Here is a 15,909-nt window from a genome sequence, read left to right on the forward strand (position 1 = left end):
GTCAGTCTTGTCCCGTCGGGTCGTCGTGGTGGAGGAAGCGCCGCTGGGCGAGCACGAAGACGGCCAGCGCCGGCACCGTGGCCAGCACCGCGCCCGCCAGGAACACCGGGAAGTTCGTCGGGTCCAGCACCGACAGGGAGCGCAGCGCCAGCGGCAGGGTGAACAGGTCGCGGTCGTAGACGTAGACCAGCGGGTCGAGGAAGTTCGACCAGGTGAGCACGAAGGTCAGCGCGGTGAGGCCGGCGGTGACCGGGCGCACCAGCGGCAGGGCGACCCGCCACCACGTGCGCAGCGGCGACAGGTCCGCCACCAGGCAGGCGTCGTAGAGATCGGTCGGCAGCGCCCGGAACGCCAGGTGATAGACCAGGACGTAGAGCGGCGAGGTGCCCAGCAGCGCCGGGGCGACCAGCGGCACCAGGGTGTCGGTCAGGCCGAGCATCCGGAAGATCGCGAAGCGGGGCACGAGCAGCGCCGTGGCCGGCACCATCAGCGCCACCAGGGAGGCCGCCACGACGACGCCGGTGACGCGCGGGGCGATCCGGGTCAGCGCGAAGCCCGCCAGGGAGGCGACGAGCACGCTCAGCGGCACGGCGACGACCGCGACCAGGACCGAGTTGAGCGAGGCGCGCAGCAGCCCGCCCAGCTCGACGGCCTGCCGGTAGCCGGTGGTGGAGACCGGCTCCGGCACGAACTGCGGGGTGGGCGGCGGCGGCAGGCCCGGCTCGGTGAGCGAACCGGAGACCAGCAGCAGCAACGGTGGGACGAAGACGAGCAGGACGAAGGCCGCGCCGAGGGTCCGCCAGGCACGCCCGGCCGCCCCGGGCAGCGGTGCGGGGCCGCGCACGCGGCCCCGCACCCTGTCGTCGCCGATGGTCTCCTGCCTCAGAGCGTGAGCTGCCAGGCGCCGAGGCCGTGCGAGGCGGCGTAGAGCACCCGCTCGCCCGGCACGACGGTCAGCCCGGCGACCTCCACGTTCGGCATGCCCCGGGCCGCCTTCACCCAGGTCGTGGCGCCCTTGGCCAGCCGCAGCACGCCGAAGTCGGTGGCCGCGTAGAGGGTGCCGGTCACGTCGTCGCGGACCAGGTCGGTGATCGGCTGGTCGCCGAAGTCGTACGACCGGTCGGTCCAGGTCGCGCCCGCGCCCGCCAGCCGCACCTCGAACGCGTGCCCGAGGGTGGCCGGGGTGTTCGAGTTGAAGCCGCTGTAGGAGACCCACGCCCGCGCCGGGTCGGCCGGGTCGACGTGGACGCTGGTGACGAAGCGGTTCGGCGTGGCGGCGGTGTCGATGCGCGTCCAGGTGACCGCCGACGCCGGCTCGGCGTCGACGTTGCGGGACACGAACACCCGGCCGGTGCTGGTGGCCGCGTACGCCGTGGACGAGTCGGAGGCGACGCGCTCGACGACCGAGACGGCCCCGCCGGCCCGGTCGCCCCACGCGGCGTCGGTCAGGTTGACCGTGCCCAGCGGCGCGAAGTCGCCGCACTGCGCCTCGAAGGTGCCGGTCCAGGTGTTGCAGATCCGGTCGGCCTCGGCCAGGCTGCGGTCGCCCAGGCCGAACGTCTTCGTCCGGTAGACGGTGCGCGAGGTGCCGGCGAAGATCGTCCCGCTGACCTTCGGGTCGGTGGTCACCGGGGCGTAGAACAGGGTGCCCGGGTGCCCGAAGACCGGGTCGGAGATCGAGATCCAGCTGCCCACGTCGCCGTTGTTGAAGTTCACCTCGGGCGAGGCGTCGTAGAAGGTGTGGAAGCGGAACTCCGGCCTGCCGACGTCGAAGCCGGACGCGCCGCCGTCACCGATCATCGTGTTGACCCAGCGCCGGCGCTCGCCCTTGTTCTCCCAGGTGCCGTTGTCCTGGGTGCCGCCCTGGAGCAGCCGGTGGTCGTGCGGGCTGGCCGAGAGGCTGATGAACTGCAACGTGTTCATGCCCTTGTTGATGCCGTCCAGCTTCGACGGGATCTTCGACAGCATCTGCCGGCAGCGGTCCTTCTGCGCCTGCGTGGTCAGGTTGCGGTCCGGGTTGTCGCACCAGGCCGACCGGTCCACGAACTGGCCGCTGGAGCGCATCACGCCGCCGTCGTTGGCCTCGAAGAACTGGTACGGGTTGCGCGGGTTGGTGACCAGGGCGTGCTGGTCGGGGTGCAGGCCGTTGGGGTGCAGCTCGTCGGTGCCGTCGAAGGTCATGTCGGTGCCGCTGAAGCCGGCGTCGGTGGAGAGCACCACGGCCCGCTTGTGGGCGACGGTCTCGCCGTAGACGTACGAACCGCCGGTGTAGACGATGTCCGGGTGCCCGGCCGGGGTGTGCACGAACACGTCGTACCAGCACTGGCCGGTGCACTGGTTGTAGGTGGCGTAGCCCGGGTCGGCCGGGTTGGCGCTGCTCAGGTCGGCGAACGCGGGGGCGCCGCCGGCCACGTCGTCGCTGCGGAACAGCCGCGAGTACGGGTTGCCGAGGTTGCCCTCGTAGACGTACATGCGGGTCTTGCCGTTCGGCAGGGCGGTCACGTCGATCGCGGCCCGGGTCTGGAAGACCGCCGGGTTGAGCGAGGGCTTGATCTGCGTCCAGGTGGCGCCGGCGTCCGTCGAGCGCCAGACCCCCCGGGCGTACGAGGAGGCGTAGACGGTGTTCGCGTCGCGCGGGTCGAGCTTGACGTAGCGCACGCCGCGCGGCGAGCAGGTGGCGGTGTTGCCGTACTCGGCGGCGCTGCCCGTGCACTGGGTGGCGTCGGCCGAGCCGTTGTGGATGAACTTCCAGTTCGCGCCGCCGTCGGTGGACTTGTAGAGGCCCCACTTCTCCGCGTCGGGCACGGGCCGGGTGACGCCGGTGCAGCAGGAGCCGGACATGCCGCGCAGGGCGGTGGTGGTGGCGACGTAGAGCGTCTTCGGGTCGCCGGGCTTGACGGTGATCTCGCCGATGCCCTTGCCGGCGAGGGCATTCTTGCCCAGCGGCCCCTTCCAGGTGACGCCGCCGTTGGTGGACTTGTAGAGCCCGACGCCGGCGACGCAGCCGGAGGCGCAGGTGTTGGCCTCGCCGGTGCCGACGTAGATGGTCAGCCCCGTCTTGTCGTTGCGGTCGATCTTGACCGAGCCGGCCGCGTTGATGCCCAGCGGCCCGCCCAGGTAGAACCACTTCGGCTCGGCGGCGAGGACGTTCAGGGTGCCCCAGACGCCGCCGCCGGCCGGCGTGACGTACGCCCGGCAGAGCAGGGCGTTGCAGTCCGGGGCGATGTCGATGGAGGTGACCCGCCCGCCCGCGACGTACGCGTTCGGCACGTAGTTGCCGGCGTTGCGGAACTCGGTGAACGGGTAGAGCGCCTCGCTGGGGCCGATGTTCGTCCAGCCTCGGGTGCCGCCGGTGCGCCGCTCGGCGGCGGCGTACGCCGACTTGGAGCGGTCGACCTGGGCGATGCTGATCGTGTCGGCCGGGTACGCGCGCTCCAGGAACTCCTGCTGCGCGGCGTTGCCGGGCCCGTCCGGCGACATGCCGTCGCTGCCCGGCACGGCCTGGCGCAGCCGTTCCATGTGGGCGCCGAGCGCCCCCGGCATCTCCCCGTCGCCGGCGGCCGCGACGGGGGTCGGCACCTCGGCGCCGGCGAAGTGGATTCCGATGAGACCGGTCGACGCCACCAGGGCACCGACCGCCAGTCCTGCGAGCAGATGACGACGTCTGCGCTTCACGAGGTCCCTCCGGCAGATGACGGCGCCACTCAGCGCGACCCTCCGGAATGCCGACCGCCGCTGGCAGCGTCCACGGTGGAGAATGACAGAGCGCATCGACGCAGACAACCCCCGGTAGCGACGGGATCGAGTGCGGGGTTGCATCCGCGCGGAGTGGGTAGTGCGCCGGCATGCCATCGCGTTACGAGAACTACCCGAGGATCGCCATCGTCACCGGCGCGGACTCCGGCATCGGCCGGGCCTGCGCCGTCGCCCTCGCGGAGGCCGGCTTCGACGTCGGCGTCACCTGGCACCGCGACGCCGACGGCGCCGAGCGGACCGCCGCCGAGGTACGCGCCGCCGGCCGGCGCTGCGAGGTCGCCGAGCTGGACCTGACCCGGCTGCCGGGCGCCGACGCGGTCGTCGACGAGCTGGCCGACCGGCTCGGCGGTCTCGGTGTGCTCGTCAACAACGCCGGCACCGGGGCGTCCACGCCCTTCGTCGACACCGGCTGGGAGCAGTGGCGCGAGGTGCTCTCCGTCGACCTCGACGGGCCGTTCCTGTGCGGGCAGCGGGCGGCGCGGCGGATGCGGGCCGCGGGGCTGGGCGGACGGATCGTCAACATCACCAGCGTGCACGAGCACGCGCCCCGGGTCGGCTCGGCCGCGTACTGCGCCGCCAAGGGCGGGCTCGGTCTGCTGACGAAGGTGATGGCGCAGGAGCTGGCGGCGGACGGGATCACCGTCAACGCGGTCGCCCCGGGCGAGATCGCCACCCCGATGACCGGTCAGGAGGACGTCGACCCGTTCACCGAGGAGCGGCCCGGGGTGCCGGTCGGGCGGCCCGGCGACGCGCGGGAGGTGGCCGCCGTGGTCGCGCTGCTCGCCTCGCCCGCCGCCGCGTACGTCACCGGCGCGTCCTGGCCGGTGGACGGCGGCATGCTGATGATGGGCCCGCAGGCCAACTCGTTGGAGTCGCACGACTGGCGCTCGGTGCGGGGGTGAGGCGCCGCCGCGCCGGGACGCCCCGGCGCGGCCCCGCCCGCCGGGCGCGCACAGCTCGGCACCCCGGCGCGGTCCCGCCCGCCGGGCGCACAGCTCGGCACCCCGGGGCCCGGTGACCGTCGCGGCGGCGGGACAATGGGGGCCTCCGCCCGCGAGGCCGCCGGCGGGATCCCCCGATCGGCAGGAGAACGGTCAGCGTGTCGGAAACTCCCGGGGCGACGTCGCCGGCGGACGGGCTGCGCGGCGACTGCGCCCGGTGCTTCGGGCTCTGCTGCGTCGCGCCGGCCTTCGCCGCGTCCGCCGACTTCGCCATCGACAAGCCCGCCGGGCAGCCCTGCCCCAACCTGCGGGCCGACTCGCGGTGCGGCATCCACGCCGACCTGCGCGACCGGGGTTTCCCCGGCTGCACCGTCTTCGACTGCTTTGGCGCCGGGCAGCGGGTGGCCCAGGTCACCTTCGGCGGGCGGGACTGGCGCGACGCGCCGGAGACCGCAGCGCGCATGTTCGACACGTTCGCGGTGATGCGGCCCCTGCACGAGCTGCTCTGGTACCTGACCGAGGCGCTCGCGACGCGCCCGCCGCAGCCGCTGCGCGACGAGTTGTCCGTCGCGCTCGACGAGACCGGGCGGCTGACCCGGGAGCCCGCCGACACGCTGCTGGGTCTCGACGTGGACGCGTACCGGGGGCGGGTCAACCCGCTGCTGTCCCGCGCCGGGGACGCGGCCCGGGCCCGGGGCGGCCGGCCCGGCGTGGACCGGCGGGGCGCCCACCTGTTCGGCGTCGACCTGCGCCGGACCGACCTGCGCCGGGCGAACCTGCGCGGGGCGCTGCTGATCGGCGCCGACCTGCGCGGCGTCGACCTCGGCCTGGCCGACCTCACCGGCGCCGACCTGCGCGGGGCCGACCTGCGCGGCGCGGACCTCTCCGGCGCCCTGTTCCTGCACCAGTCCCAGCTCGACGCGGCCCGGGGCGACCGGCACACCGCCCTGCCGCCCGCCCGGACGCGCCCCGGGCACTGGTCACCGCTGTCGCTCACCCCGCTGCCCCGCGCACCCCGCTCCCCCGCCCGCACCACCCGCCCATCACGCCCCCGCTGACCCCACCCCCGCCTCCCCTCCCACCCCGCTCTTCCCCTGCATCCTCACCCCTCCGGCTCCCTGGTCCGACACCTCCCGCCCGCACTCCCACCCCACCTCTCGCTCTTCGCGATCATGCAGTTGTGATGCTGCGCATACCGGCGGCAACCCGGCCATAACGGGCACCACGACTGCATGATCGCCCCGCCGGGCGGGCAGCGCGGGACGGGGCAGACGAGGCGCGGCGCGGGGGTCGGAGGCGGGCGGGTTTTGGGTGGAGGGCTTCGGGTAGCCGGGGGCGGACACGGCATCGGCGGAACGCGGCGGTGCGACGGCACGGGGAGGCAGTGGTGGGGTATCGGGCGCGCGACGGGGAGCTGCCGGTCGATCCGGCGCACGCCGAGGACGAGGCCGGCCAGGCCCGGCTGGTGCAGGTCGAGGCAGACACCGACGTCCCGGCGCCGGACGACACGACGACGAAGCCCGACATCGTCACCGAGGACGACGGGTCGGGCATGGCGGGCGGCGCGTCGGGCAGTTCCAGCGGCGGCTCCGGCATGCCGGGCCACCCGGACGCGGCTCGCTGAGCACCGGCGCGGGTCACGTTTGCGGGCAGGCCACCCGGACGCGGCTCGCTGAGCGCCGGCGCGGGGCACGTTTGCGGGCAGGCCACGGGGGCAGGAGAGCGGCATGACCGATCAGAACCGTACCGACCGGGCCGCCACCGACGAGCCGGACGGCGCCACCGCCATGCAGGCGTCGCTGCGTCCACCGGGCGAGTCCCTGCGCAGCACCGACGACACCGGCGACGACTTCGCCGACCTGCCCGCCGAGGACCGGCGGTCGGCCCGGGAGGTCAGCCGCGCCGGCTACGACGTGGACGCCGTCTCCGGCACCACCGACCCGAGCCGCACCGAGTGACCTGAGCGCCGGCCCGCCCGCCGGTCCGATCAGCGGCCGGCGGGCACCGCCGACGCGCGGGCCTCGGTCATGCCCCGGTTGGCCAGCGCGTCGGCGCGCTCGTTCTCCGGGTGGCCGTTGTGCCCCTTCACCCACAGCCAGGTGACCTCGTGCCGGGCGCACGCGGCCTCCAACCGCTGCCACAGGTCGGCGTTCTTGACCGGCTGCTTCGCGGCGGTCCGCCAGCCGTTACGCTTCCACGAGGCCAGCCAGCTGGTGATGCCGTTGCGCACGTACGTGCTGTCGGTGTGCAGCTCGACGGTGACCGACCGGGTCAGGCTCTCCAGGGCCTGGATGGCCGCCATCAGCTCCATCCGGTTGTTGGTGGTCGGGGTCGCCTCGCCGCCGCACAGTTCCCGCTCGTGCGCGCCGTAGCGCAGCACCACGCCCCACCCGCCGGGGCCGGGGTTGCCGCTGCACGCCCCGTCGGTCCAGATCTGCACGACCCTGCCGGCCGTCTCGTCCACCATGCCGGCAACCTACCGAATCCGCACGGCCTCCCCCGCCGTCGGGCGGCGGCGCGGCGTGGACGACCTTCCCGACCTTCCACTGCGCCGCCTGAGGCGGCTCAGCCGTCGGCGTCGGCCCGGTCGCCGACCACCGGTCGCGGGACCGTCCAGGTCGCCGCCCGCCGGGTCGGGTCGACGCGGTCGCGGAGCCGGGCCACGGCGTCCCCGGCGGTGGCGGCGACCATCGGCCGCAGCCGGGTGGTGCCCATCAGCGCCACCTCCTCCGCCGGGGTGGTCGCGCCGTCGAGGAACCGCAGCACCCGCTCGGCGGGGTTGCGGTCGAAGAGCCGGCCGAAGAAGTCGGGCCCGCCGACGCCGCCGCCGTCCAGCGCCCGGAGCGCGACCGCGTCCATCCAGCGGTGCCGACGGGGGTACGCGGCAGCGGGCACCGGCGGGCGGCCGGCCGCGAGGGCCCGGGCGACCTGCTCGGCCTGGCGGTGCATGGCGGAGAACGTGAAGCCGGTGGAGGGTCGGGTGGCCCCGCCGGCCGTGCCGAGTCGGACCACCCGGGGCGAGGGCCGGGCCTCGAACGGGCCGTCGGTCATCGGGATCACCCCGTTCTCCACCTCCCGGACCCGCAGCCGGGCCGGGTCGAGGCCGAGCAGGTCCCGGTAGCCGGCCAGCGCCGCGTCGTAACCGGCGTCGGTGAGCAGGTCGGGGCCGAACTCGGTGTACTCCACCAGGGCGTACCGGTCGCTGACCGGCAGGACGTACCCGAACGACACGCCCCGGGCGGGCTGCGGGGTGCGGAAGTCCATCAGGACGGCGCGGGCCGGGTCGAAGACCGGCACGGCGGACTCCAGCCACCAGCCCCGGAAGTGCTGGAGCCAGTTGGTGCGCCCGGGTCGCCGGGGCGGCCGGGGCCGGGAGTCCAGCACCCAGGTCGCGCGGACGGCCGGCCCGTCGCCGCCGCCGGCGCATACCGTGACGTGCTCCCCGTCGTCGTGCAGGGCGTCGACGGGCGCGACGATCCGCCGCACGCCCAGCCGCCGCTCGGCCTCGGCAGCCCGGGCGTAGACCGGGCCGGAGCGCAGCATGGCGTACCGCAGGGGGGCCAGGTCGAGCACGCGGCGGCCGTCGGGCGTCGCCACCTCGACCTGGTCCCAGCTCGCGGCCAGCATCGGGTCCAGGTCGCTGCCGGGGCGGTCCCAGAAGGCCCAGGTCCGGTCCTGGCCGCGACGGTGGACGGGGTCGACGACGGCGACCCGGAGGTCCCGCACGCCGTGCCGGTCCAGGGCCGCGAGGACCAGCGACGCGGCGCCGCCGCCGCCGACCAGCGCCAGGTCGACGTCCAGCGGCGCGGAGGTGTTCACGCCGCCCACGCTGCCACACCGGCCCGGACGCCCGGGCACCGACCGGCCCGGGTCGGGGGCATCGGGCGGTCGCCGGGCGGCGGTAGGGTGCCAGCGGTCGCCCCCGGGCGACGGCCACCGTGCAACCGGGAGGACGCCCGCCGATGAGCATCACCGCCGCCAACGCGCTCACCGCCCGTTGGGCGTCCACGGTGGACGCCGGGCAGACGGTCGTCTCCGGCGCCGGCGTCTATCCGCTGCTGGCGCTGCTCGCCCGCTACGCGACCGGTCCGGTCCGCGACGAACTGCTCGCGGTCGCGCCGGAGCCGGCCCGGTTCGACCTGGACCGCTCCCCCACCACCCGGCTCGCGCTCGCCGCCTGGGCGCGGCGGGACCTGCCGCTGGCCGACCGGTGGGTGCGGGAGGTGCCGGCGGCCATGCGCGGGGAGCTGACCGGCGATCCGGCGCACGACCAGCAGGCCCTCGACGGGTGGGCCGCGACCCACACCGACGGCCTGGTCCCCCGGATGCCGGTGCGGGGCACCCCGGCGACCGCGATGGTGCTGGCCAGCGCGCTGTCGCTGCGCACCGAGTGGGCCGCGCCGTTCCGCGACGCCTGGTGCCAGCCGTACGCCGGGCCGTGGCACGGTCGCCGGCTCGCCGGGCTGAGCCGGACGAGCTACGACCTCGACGCGCTGCGGGCCGCCGACACCCCCGCCGGCCCGCTCAGCCTGCTGACCGTGCGGGGCGCCGAGGACGTCGACGTGGTGCTCGCCCTGGGCGCGCCGCAGCACGGGGCGGCGGAGGTGCTGCCGGCCGCCGTCGGCGCGCTCGAGGCGCCGGCCGCGCTGCCGATCGCCGCCGGCCCCGGCGTCGACGAGCAGGTCGTCGACGCCCTCGACGACCGGCCGGAACTGCTCGTCCGCACCGTGGCCTTCACCGCCTCCGCCGACCACGACCTGCTGGAGCGGGCCGCGCTGTTCGGCCTGTCCACCGCGGCCGGCGACGGCGACCACTTCCCCGGCATCTCCCGGCTCCTGGCGGTCTCGCAGGCGCGGCAGAGCGCCACGGCCACCTTCAGCGCGACGGGTTTCCGCGCCGCCGTGGTCACCGCCGTCGCCACGCGGGCGGGTTCCGCCCGCCCGCGGCTCACCGCCCGCAGGCGGCGGGTACGTTTCGACGTCGACCGGCCCTTCGGCTTCCTCGCCGTGCACCGGCCCACCGGGCTGGTGCTGCTCGCCGGCTGGGTGACCGATCCCGACCCTCGCGGCTGAGCACCGGGCGCGCCGCCGATTCCGCCGGCCTCGGCTACCGTTCGGCCATGATCCTCACCGACCCGGAACTGGCCATCGTCGCGGCGGAGGCGGGCGCGGCTGTCGTCCGGGCCCGGTTCGGCGGGCCGCTGGAACGGTTCGACAAATCGCCCGGTGACTTCGCCACCGCCGCCGACCTCGAGTCGGAGCGGGCCGTCCTCGACGTGCTGCGCCGCGCCCGGCCGCACGACGCCGTGCTGGGCGAGGAGAGCGGGCACACCGGTTCCCGGTCGGCCGACCGGACCTGGCTGGTCGACCCGCTGTGCGGCACGCTGAACTACGCGGCGCGCACCCCGCTGGTCGCGGTGAACGTGGCGCTGCGTACCGGTCCGGAGGTCACCGCCGTCGCGGTCGCCGACCCGTTCGCCGGGGAGGTGTTCTGGTTCGGGGACGGCAGGGCGGCCCAGATCCGTCGCGACGGCGTCGACGAGCCCCTCGCGCCGTCGGCCAGCTCCCGGCTGGTGGACGTCAACCTCGACCCGCCGTTCCCGAACGCCCCCGCATTCCGGGCGACCGGGATGCTCGCGGACGCGGAGTTCGCCGCGCGGTTCGGGCCACGGGTGCTCTCCACCACGCTGGCCGTCGCGTGGGTCGCCGCCGGTCGACGGGCCGCGTACGTCACCGACGGGGACCTCCGCGACAGCGTGCACTTCGCCGGCGGTATCGCCCTGTGTCAGGCGGCCGGGTGCGTGGTGACCGGGCTGCGGGGGCAGCCCCCGCACACCGGCGTGGGCGGTCTCATCGTGGCGGCGGACGCGGAGACGCACGCCGCCCTGCTGGCCGTCGTCGACCGGCAGTTCCGGGGGGCGCCGGAGCGAACGGCGGCCCGGCCCTGAGCGGCGCCGCCGGCCAGCGACGCGCTGGTGATCAGCGGCCGGCCGACCGGGGCCTGCCGCCCGACGCTCAGCGCTCCCCGGCCCGCTTGCGGTAGACGACCTGCCGGCGCAGCGGACCGGAGTCGACCTCCGGGTCGTCGAAGTCGTCGGCCGGATCGGCGGTCATGCCCAGGCGACGCATCACCGCCTGCGAGCGCAGGTTGGTCGCGGTGGTGATGGCCAGGATCTCCGGCAGCCCGACGGTGTCGAAGCCGTACCGCAGGACGGCCCGGGCCGCCTCGGTGGCGTAGCCGTGGCCCCAGGCGGAGCGGGCGAGCCGCCAGCCCGCCTCCACGCCGGTGACCGGCACACCCTCGTCGACCCGGTCCAGCCCGGCGAAGCCGACGAACGCGCCGCCGGCGCGGACCTCGACGGCCCAGAAGCCGTAGCCGAGCCGGTCGAGGTCGGCCTGGAACGAGCGCGCCGAGGCGGCGGCCTGCTCGGCGGTGAGCAGCGGGCCGAGGTGCTCGCGCACCTCCGGATCGGCGTTCATCGCGGCCCACGGCGAGAGGTCGGACTCCCGCCAGTCGCGCAGCAGCAGCCGTTCGGTCCTGATCTCCGTCACCGCGCGACCCTATTCGCCGGGCAACCGCCGGGGCACGCGGGTTCGCGCCGGCCGGTCGGTCCCGGGGGATGGCCTCGATGGTCGCCATGTTCCGCTCGCCCCAGTCGCCGAGTGGCATCAGCACCTCGTTGAGGGACCGGCCGAAGTCGGTCAGCGAGTATTCCACCTTGGGCGGGACCTGCCGGTAGACCTCACGGTGCACGAGGCCGTACGCCTCCATCTCGCGCAGTTGCTGGATCAGCATCTTCTCGCTGATCCCGGTGATCCCCCGGCGCACCTCGGCGAAGCGGCGGGGGCCCCCGTCCAGCTCCCACAGGATCAGCGCCTTCCACTTGCCGCCCACGACGTCGATCGCGGGGTGCCAGGTACGTCGACGGCGCCATCATGGCCGTTCCGTTCATGATCGGCCAGCCCGGCGCGTTCGTGCTCCACAGCGGCGCGGAGGACGCCTTCCTCGACTGGCGGGACACCCTCGCGGTGTTCGGCGACGTCCACTGGCTCGGCGCCGACCCCGGTCGGGCGGCCGTGCACGACCTGGCCCTGCTCGCCGCCATGTACGGCATGTTCGGTGGATTCCTGCACGCCACGGCGATGATCCGCGCGGCCGGCACGCCGGCGGGCCAGTTCGCGCCGATGGTGACCGGGGTGGCTGACCGCCATGCTCGGGGAGCTGCCCGCCATGGCGGCGGCCGTCGACTCGGGCGAGCACGACGCCGACGGGTCCTCCCTGGGGATGCAGGCCGCCAGCTTCGGCAACCTGCTGGCAGCCTGCCGGGACCTGGGGGTCGACGCCGGGCTGATGCGCCCGGTACGTGACCTGCTGGACGAGGCGGTCGCCCGGGGCCACGGCAAGGAGGGCCTCTCCGCGCTGGTGGGGCTGCTGCACGACGACGTCGGTCGCCCGGCCTGACCGCCCCCGCCGCCCCCTGACGGGTGGATGCGGCGACATGCTGGACATGCAGTCGTCCGGTTGCCTAATCTGACAGGCAGCCGGACGGCTGCGTGTGCGAGGTGGGCAGGGTGGACGACGTGTTCCGGGCGCTGGCCGACGCGAGTCGGCGCCGGCTCCTCGACGACCTCAACCGGCGCGACGGGCAGAGCCTGCGCGAGCTGTGCGCCGGGCTCGACATGACCCGGCAGTCGGTCAGCAAGCACCTGGCGGTGCTTTCGGCGGCCAACCTGGTGACCACCGTGCGACGCGGCCGGGAGAAGCTGCACTACCTCAACCCCGTCCCGATCAACGCCGTCGCCGAACGATGGATCGACCGTTACGACCGCGAGCGGGTGCGCGCACTCGCCGACCTACGGACAGCGCTGGAGCGGGAGCCGATGGACAGTCCCACCTTCGTCTACACCACCTACGTCAACACCACCCCCGAGAGGCTCTGGGCCGCGCTGACCGAGCCGGCGTTCACCCGCCGCTACTGGGGCGGCGTCGCGCTGCGCTCCGACTGGCGGGTCGGCTCCCCCGTGCTGTGGCAGGACGAGCCGGGCGGCGAGTTCCGCGACCTCGGCCAGCGCGTCCTGGTCGCCGAGCCGTTCCGCCGGCTCTCCTACAGCTGGCACGGCTTCCAACCGGAGCACGCCGCGCACTTCGGCTGGTCCGACGAGGAGTTGGCGGCCCGGCTCGGCGAGCGGAGGTCCCGGGTCACCTTCGACATCGCCCCGTACGGCGAGTTCGTCAAGTTGACCGTCACCCACGAGGACTTCTCCCCGGGCAGCGAGATGTACCGGGCCGTCAGCGGTCAACTCGACGGCGGTGGCGGCTGGCCGGAGCTGCTGGCCAGCCTCAAGTCGCTGCTGGAGACCGGGGAGCCGCTGCCCGAGCCGCGCCCCGAGAGCGCCACCGCGCAGGGCTGAGCACCTCGTCGCGGCACGCGGCCGGCACCGGCGGACCCGCTGCCGGGCGACCGGAACGGCGGCGCGTCCTGCCCGGAGCAAACCGGCCAGGACCGGACCACCGCGGCGGGCCGGGCGCGTACGCGCCCGCCGCGGGGCACCGTTCACGAGAGGGGCCGGGACGGCCCAGCCGCGACAGCACGACCCCCGGTGACATCGGCACGGCCAACCCTCGCGGGTGGGCCGTGCCGGCATTTCCGCTGCTCCCTCCGCCTCCCGGGTGGACACGTGACGGCAACGAGGATTTCTCATTTTCACCGGATCGGGGTCCCAACCCTCCTAGGGTTGGTCACACCGGTGCTAGTCACGGAGTTGGCCACCCGAACGACGTCCCACGCAGTCAGCGGACGAAAAGTGAGGGAAGACGCGTATGAAGGCAAAGACAGTTCTCGTATCGGCGGCGCTCGGCGTGGGTCTCGGCACGCTCCTGCTCCCCGGCGCGGCGCTGGCCGACACCGTCGTGTCACCGGCCACCACGCCGGTCGGCGGGACGGTCGTGCTCACCGCGACGACCTGCAACCCGAAGTCCGGCGACGCGATCTTCCGCGTCACCGGCCCCGACCGCGACCAGAACGTCCGGTCCACCACCGCGGCGGCCGGCGGCGGGCTGAGCGCCGAACTCTTCACCGCCGGCTTCACCCTGGGCACCTACACCGTGACCGCGACCTGCGGCGACGGCAGCGCGGCCGGCAGCGCCACGTTCACCGTCACCCCGATCGGCGGGGCCCAGGCCGGCGGGCGCGGCGACACCGACGGGACCGGCGCGTTGGCGGCCGGCGGCGCCCTGCTCGGCTCCGCCGCGGGCGGTGCCCTGGTCCTGGCCCGCCGCCGGCGCCACATGGCGGCGGCCACGCTCTGACCGACGGCCCCGTGCCGTCCACTTCCTGGAAGTCGTCCATCCCTGCAACGGGTGCCCGCACCGGTGAACCCACCGGAGCGGGCACCCGGGCGCACGCGTACGGAGGTGGGATCGTGTCCTGGCGCAGGCCCGGCTGGGCGGCCACGGTCGTCGTCCTGCTCGCCACGACCGGGCTCGGCCTGGTCGCCGCCGGGCTGGCCACGACCCCGCCCCGCCCGCCCCGGCCGGAGACCGCCCACGCCCCCGCACCGGCCCGCTCCGCGTCGTCGGTGCCGCCGCTGCACCGGGCCGCGCCGGTCGACGTGCGGATCCCGGCCATCGACGTACGGGCACGGATCGTCCCGGTGGGCGCCGACGCCGACGGGCACCTGGAGGTGCCGCCGCTGGACCGGCCCACCCTGGCCGGCTGGTACCGGCACGGTGTCAGCCCAGGCGAGACCGGCAACGCCGTGCTCGTCGGGCACGTCGACTCCGCCGCCGGCCCCGCCGTCTTCTTCGACCTCGGTCGGCTGCGGCCCGGCGACACCGTGCGGATCACCCGCGCCGACGCCAGCGTCGCCACCTTCGCCGTCGACGGCGTCGGGTCGTACCCGAAGGACCACTTCCCCACCGACCTGGTCTACGGGCCCAGCGACGCGACCGGCCTGCGGCTGATCACCTGCGGCGGCCGGTTCGACCGGGACACCGGCAACTACGTCGACAACGTCATCGTGTTCGCCACCCGGGTACCGTGACCCCCGGACCCGCCCGACCCGAGTACGGTGTCCGCGCGGATGCCGGTGCGGCGGAGGGGGACGGGTGGTTCGGCGGGCGAGGGAACGGGTCAAGCTGTCGGCCGTGTTCGACCGGCTGCTCGGCCGACCGCTGCCCGGGCAGCGCGCGCCGGAGCCCCGGCGCTCCAATCCCGACGCCGTGGTCGACTGTGCCGTCTACGTCGGCGGGCGGCGCGAGCCGGGCCGCCTGCACTACGCCGACGCGTACGCCCGCAGCCGTCGCGGCCGCGACGCCTTCGTCTGGCTGGGTCTGCACGAGCCCGATCCGGCGGTGATGGCGGCCGTCGGCCGCACCTTCGGGCTCGACGACCTCACCGTCGAGCAGGCCCTCGCCGACGGCCACCGCCCCACGGTGCGCCGCGAGGGCGACGTCACCCTGCTGGTCCTGCGCACCGCCCGTTACGTCGAGCACGCCGAGCTGACCGACACCTCCGAGGTGGTCGACACCGGCGACGTGATGGTGCTGGTCGGCGACCGCTTCGCCGTCACGGTGCGGCACGGCGCCGCGGGCGCGCTCACCTGCGTACGCGCCGACGTCGAGCAGCGCCCCGCGGTGCTCGCGCAGGGCCCGTGGGCGGTCGCCTACGCGGTCTGCGACCGGATGGTCGACCTCTACCTGGAGGTCGCCGGGCACGTCGAGCGGGACCTGGAACGCGTCGAGGAGGCGGTGTTCGCCCGCGACCGCTCGGCCGACATCCAGCACATCTACCAGCTCAAGCGGGAGGTGGTCGAGTTCAAGCGGGCGGTGCAGCCCCTCCAGGCGCCGCTGCGCTCCCTGCTCGACCAGCGGCCCGACAACCCGCCGCGCGGCCTGCACCGATGGTTCGTCGACGTGGACGCCCGGCTGACCCGGGCGGTGGACCGGGTCGCCGCCTACGACGACCTGCTGACCTCGATCGTGCAGTCCCGGTTGGCGCAGCTCGCGGTGGAGCAGAACAACGACATGCGCAAGATCGCCGCGTGGGCCGCCATCGCCGCCACCCAGACCGGTATCGCCGGGATCTACGGCATGAACTTCGCCAACATGCCGGAGCTGCACTGGCGCTACGGCTACCCCACCGCGCTCGGCCTGATGGCGCTGACCGCGTTCGCCCTGCACCGCCTCTTCCGCCGCTCGGGTTGGCTCTGAG

16 protein-coding genes and 2 pseudogenes are annotated in these 15,909 nt (G+C 75.0%); 12 read left to right on the forward strand and 6 right to left on the reverse strand.

Annotated features, from left to right (window positions below; all coding sequences use genetic code 11):
- Position 1: 1 nt before the first annotated feature.
- Together ABZ573_RS13775 and ABZ573_RS13780 are read right to left on the reverse strand one after the other, a co-directional pair.
- Complete coding sequence (locus ABZ573_RS13775; RefSeq protein WP_327028415.1) at positions 2-856, reverse strand: carbohydrate ABC transporter permease; 855 nt, start codon at positions 854-856, stop codon at positions 2-4.
- Between the two features lie 26 nt (positions 857-882).
- Positions 883-3,675 (reverse strand): sialidase family protein, encoded by a 2,793-nt coding sequence (locus ABZ573_RS13780; RefSeq protein ID WP_358118264.1) that lies wholly within the window; start codon positions 3,673-3,675, stop codon positions 883-885.
- Between the two features lie 170 nt (positions 3,676-3,845).
- On the opposite strand from ABZ573_RS13780, the gene ABZ573_RS13785 reads away from it, so the two are divergent.
- The 4 genes from ABZ573_RS13785 to ABZ573_RS13800 all read left to right on the forward strand — a co-directional run bounded on the left by ABZ573_RS13785 (position 3,846) and on the right by ABZ573_RS13800 (position 6,655).
- A complete protein-coding gene (locus tag ABZ573_RS13785; protein ID WP_327028417.1) occupies positions 3,846-4,658 on the forward strand; it encodes an SDR family oxidoreductase in 813 nt (270 codons plus the stop codon).
- A 197-nt stretch (positions 4,659-4,855) separates the two neighbouring features.
- A complete protein-coding gene (locus tag ABZ573_RS13790) occupies positions 4,856-5,755 on the forward strand; it encodes a pentapeptide repeat-containing protein (protein WP_327028418.1) in 900 nt (299 codons plus the stop codon).
- Between the two features lie 329 nt (positions 5,756-6,084).
- Positions 6,085-6,321, forward strand: coding sequence for a preprotein translocase YidC (locus ABZ573_RS13795; protein ID WP_151457037.1), 237 nt, complete (start codon positions 6,085-6,087; stop codon positions 6,319-6,321).
- 103 nt (positions 6,322-6,424) lie between these two features.
- On the forward strand, positions 6,425-6,655 hold the full coding sequence (locus ABZ573_RS13800) for a hypothetical protein (RefSeq protein WP_121398427.1): 231 nt from the start codon (positions 6,425-6,427) through the stop codon (positions 6,653-6,655).
- A 29-nt stretch (positions 6,656-6,684) separates the two neighbouring features.
- On the opposite strand, the gene rnhA is transcribed toward ABZ573_RS13800, so the two are convergent.
- The gene (gene rnhA / locus ABZ573_RS13805; protein WP_132239639.1) at positions 6,685-7,164 is read right to left on the reverse strand and encodes a ribonuclease HI; all 480 of its coding nucleotides are present in this window, start codon (positions 7,162-7,164) and stop codon (positions 6,685-6,687) included.
- A 98-nt stretch (positions 7,165-7,262) separates the two neighbouring features.
- Positions 7,263-8,516: a lycopene cyclase family protein gene (locus tag ABZ573_RS13810; protein ID WP_358118268.1), complete on the reverse strand. Its 1,254-nt coding sequence runs from the start codon at positions 8,514-8,516 to the stop codon at positions 7,263-7,265.
- Positions 8,517-8,659: 143 nt separating this feature from the next.
- Between ABZ573_RS13810 and ABZ573_RS13815 the strand changes: the two genes are divergently transcribed.
- Together ABZ573_RS13815 and ABZ573_RS13820 are read left to right on the forward strand one after the other, a co-directional pair.
- Positions 8,660-9,769, forward strand: coding sequence for a serpin family protein (locus ABZ573_RS13815; RefSeq protein ID WP_358118270.1), 1,110 nt, complete (start codon positions 8,660-8,662; stop codon positions 9,767-9,769).
- 47 nt (positions 9,770-9,816) lie between these two features.
- The gene (locus ABZ573_RS13820; protein ID WP_358118272.1) at positions 9,817-10,644 is read left to right on the forward strand and encodes an inositol monophosphatase family protein; all 828 of its coding nucleotides are present in this window, start codon (positions 9,817-9,819) and stop codon (positions 10,642-10,644) included.
- A 67-nt stretch (positions 10,645-10,711) separates the two neighbouring features.
- On the opposite strand, the gene ABZ573_RS13825 is transcribed toward ABZ573_RS13820, so the two are convergent.
- Together ABZ573_RS13825 and ABZ573_RS13830 are read right to left on the reverse strand one after the other, a co-directional pair.
- Entirely contained in the window at positions 10,712-11,248 is a 537-nt protein-coding gene (locus ABZ573_RS13825; RefSeq protein ID WP_358118274.1) for a GNAT family N-acetyltransferase, read from the reverse strand.
- A gap of 142 nt (positions 11,249-11,390) precedes the next feature.
- Positions 11,391-11,591 (reverse strand): annotated as a pseudogene (locus tag ABZ573_RS13830) (winged helix-turn-helix transcriptional regulator); the annotation flags it as partial.
- A gap of 56 nt (positions 11,592-11,647) precedes the next feature.
- On the opposite strand from ABZ573_RS13830, the pseudogene ABZ573_RS13835 reads away from it, so the two are divergent.
- The 6 genes and pseudogenes from ABZ573_RS13835 to ABZ573_RS13860 form a co-directional block, all read left to right on the forward strand.
- A pseudogene (locus tag ABZ573_RS13835) lies at positions 11,648-11,881 on the forward strand (NAD(P)-dependent oxidoreductase); the annotation flags it as partial.
- Between the two features lie 25 nt (positions 11,882-11,906).
- Positions 11,907-12,158, forward strand: coding sequence for a hypothetical protein (locus ABZ573_RS13840; protein ID WP_358118276.1), 252 nt, complete (start codon positions 11,907-11,909; stop codon positions 12,156-12,158).
- Between the two features lie 110 nt (positions 12,159-12,268).
- Entirely contained in the window at positions 12,269-13,108 is an 840-nt protein-coding gene (locus ABZ573_RS13845) for a metalloregulator ArsR/SmtB family transcription factor (RefSeq protein WP_327028425.1), read from the forward strand.
- Between the two features lie 409 nt (positions 13,109-13,517).
- Positions 13,518-14,006, forward strand: a complete 489-nt coding sequence (locus tag ABZ573_RS13850) for a hypothetical protein (RefSeq protein WP_357580070.1) — start codon at positions 13,518-13,520, stop codon at positions 14,004-14,006.
- 113 nt (positions 14,007-14,119) lie between these two features.
- On the forward strand, positions 14,120-14,740 hold the full coding sequence (locus tag ABZ573_RS13855) for a class F sortase (RefSeq protein WP_358118279.1): 621 nt from the start codon (positions 14,120-14,122) through the stop codon (positions 14,738-14,740).
- Between the two features lie 64 nt (positions 14,741-14,804).
- Complete coding sequence (locus ABZ573_RS13860; protein WP_358118281.1) at positions 14,805-15,908, forward strand: magnesium and cobalt transport protein CorA; 1,104 nt, start codon at positions 14,805-14,807, stop codon at positions 15,906-15,908.
- The last annotated feature ends 1 nt before the right edge of the window (position 15,909 follow it).

The organism is Micromonospora sp. NPDC007220 (genome assembly GCF_040634035.1).
In the GTDB taxonomy this organism is placed as follows: Bacteria; Actinomycetota; Actinomycetes; order Mycobacteriales; family Micromonosporaceae; genus Micromonospora; species Micromonospora reichwaldensis.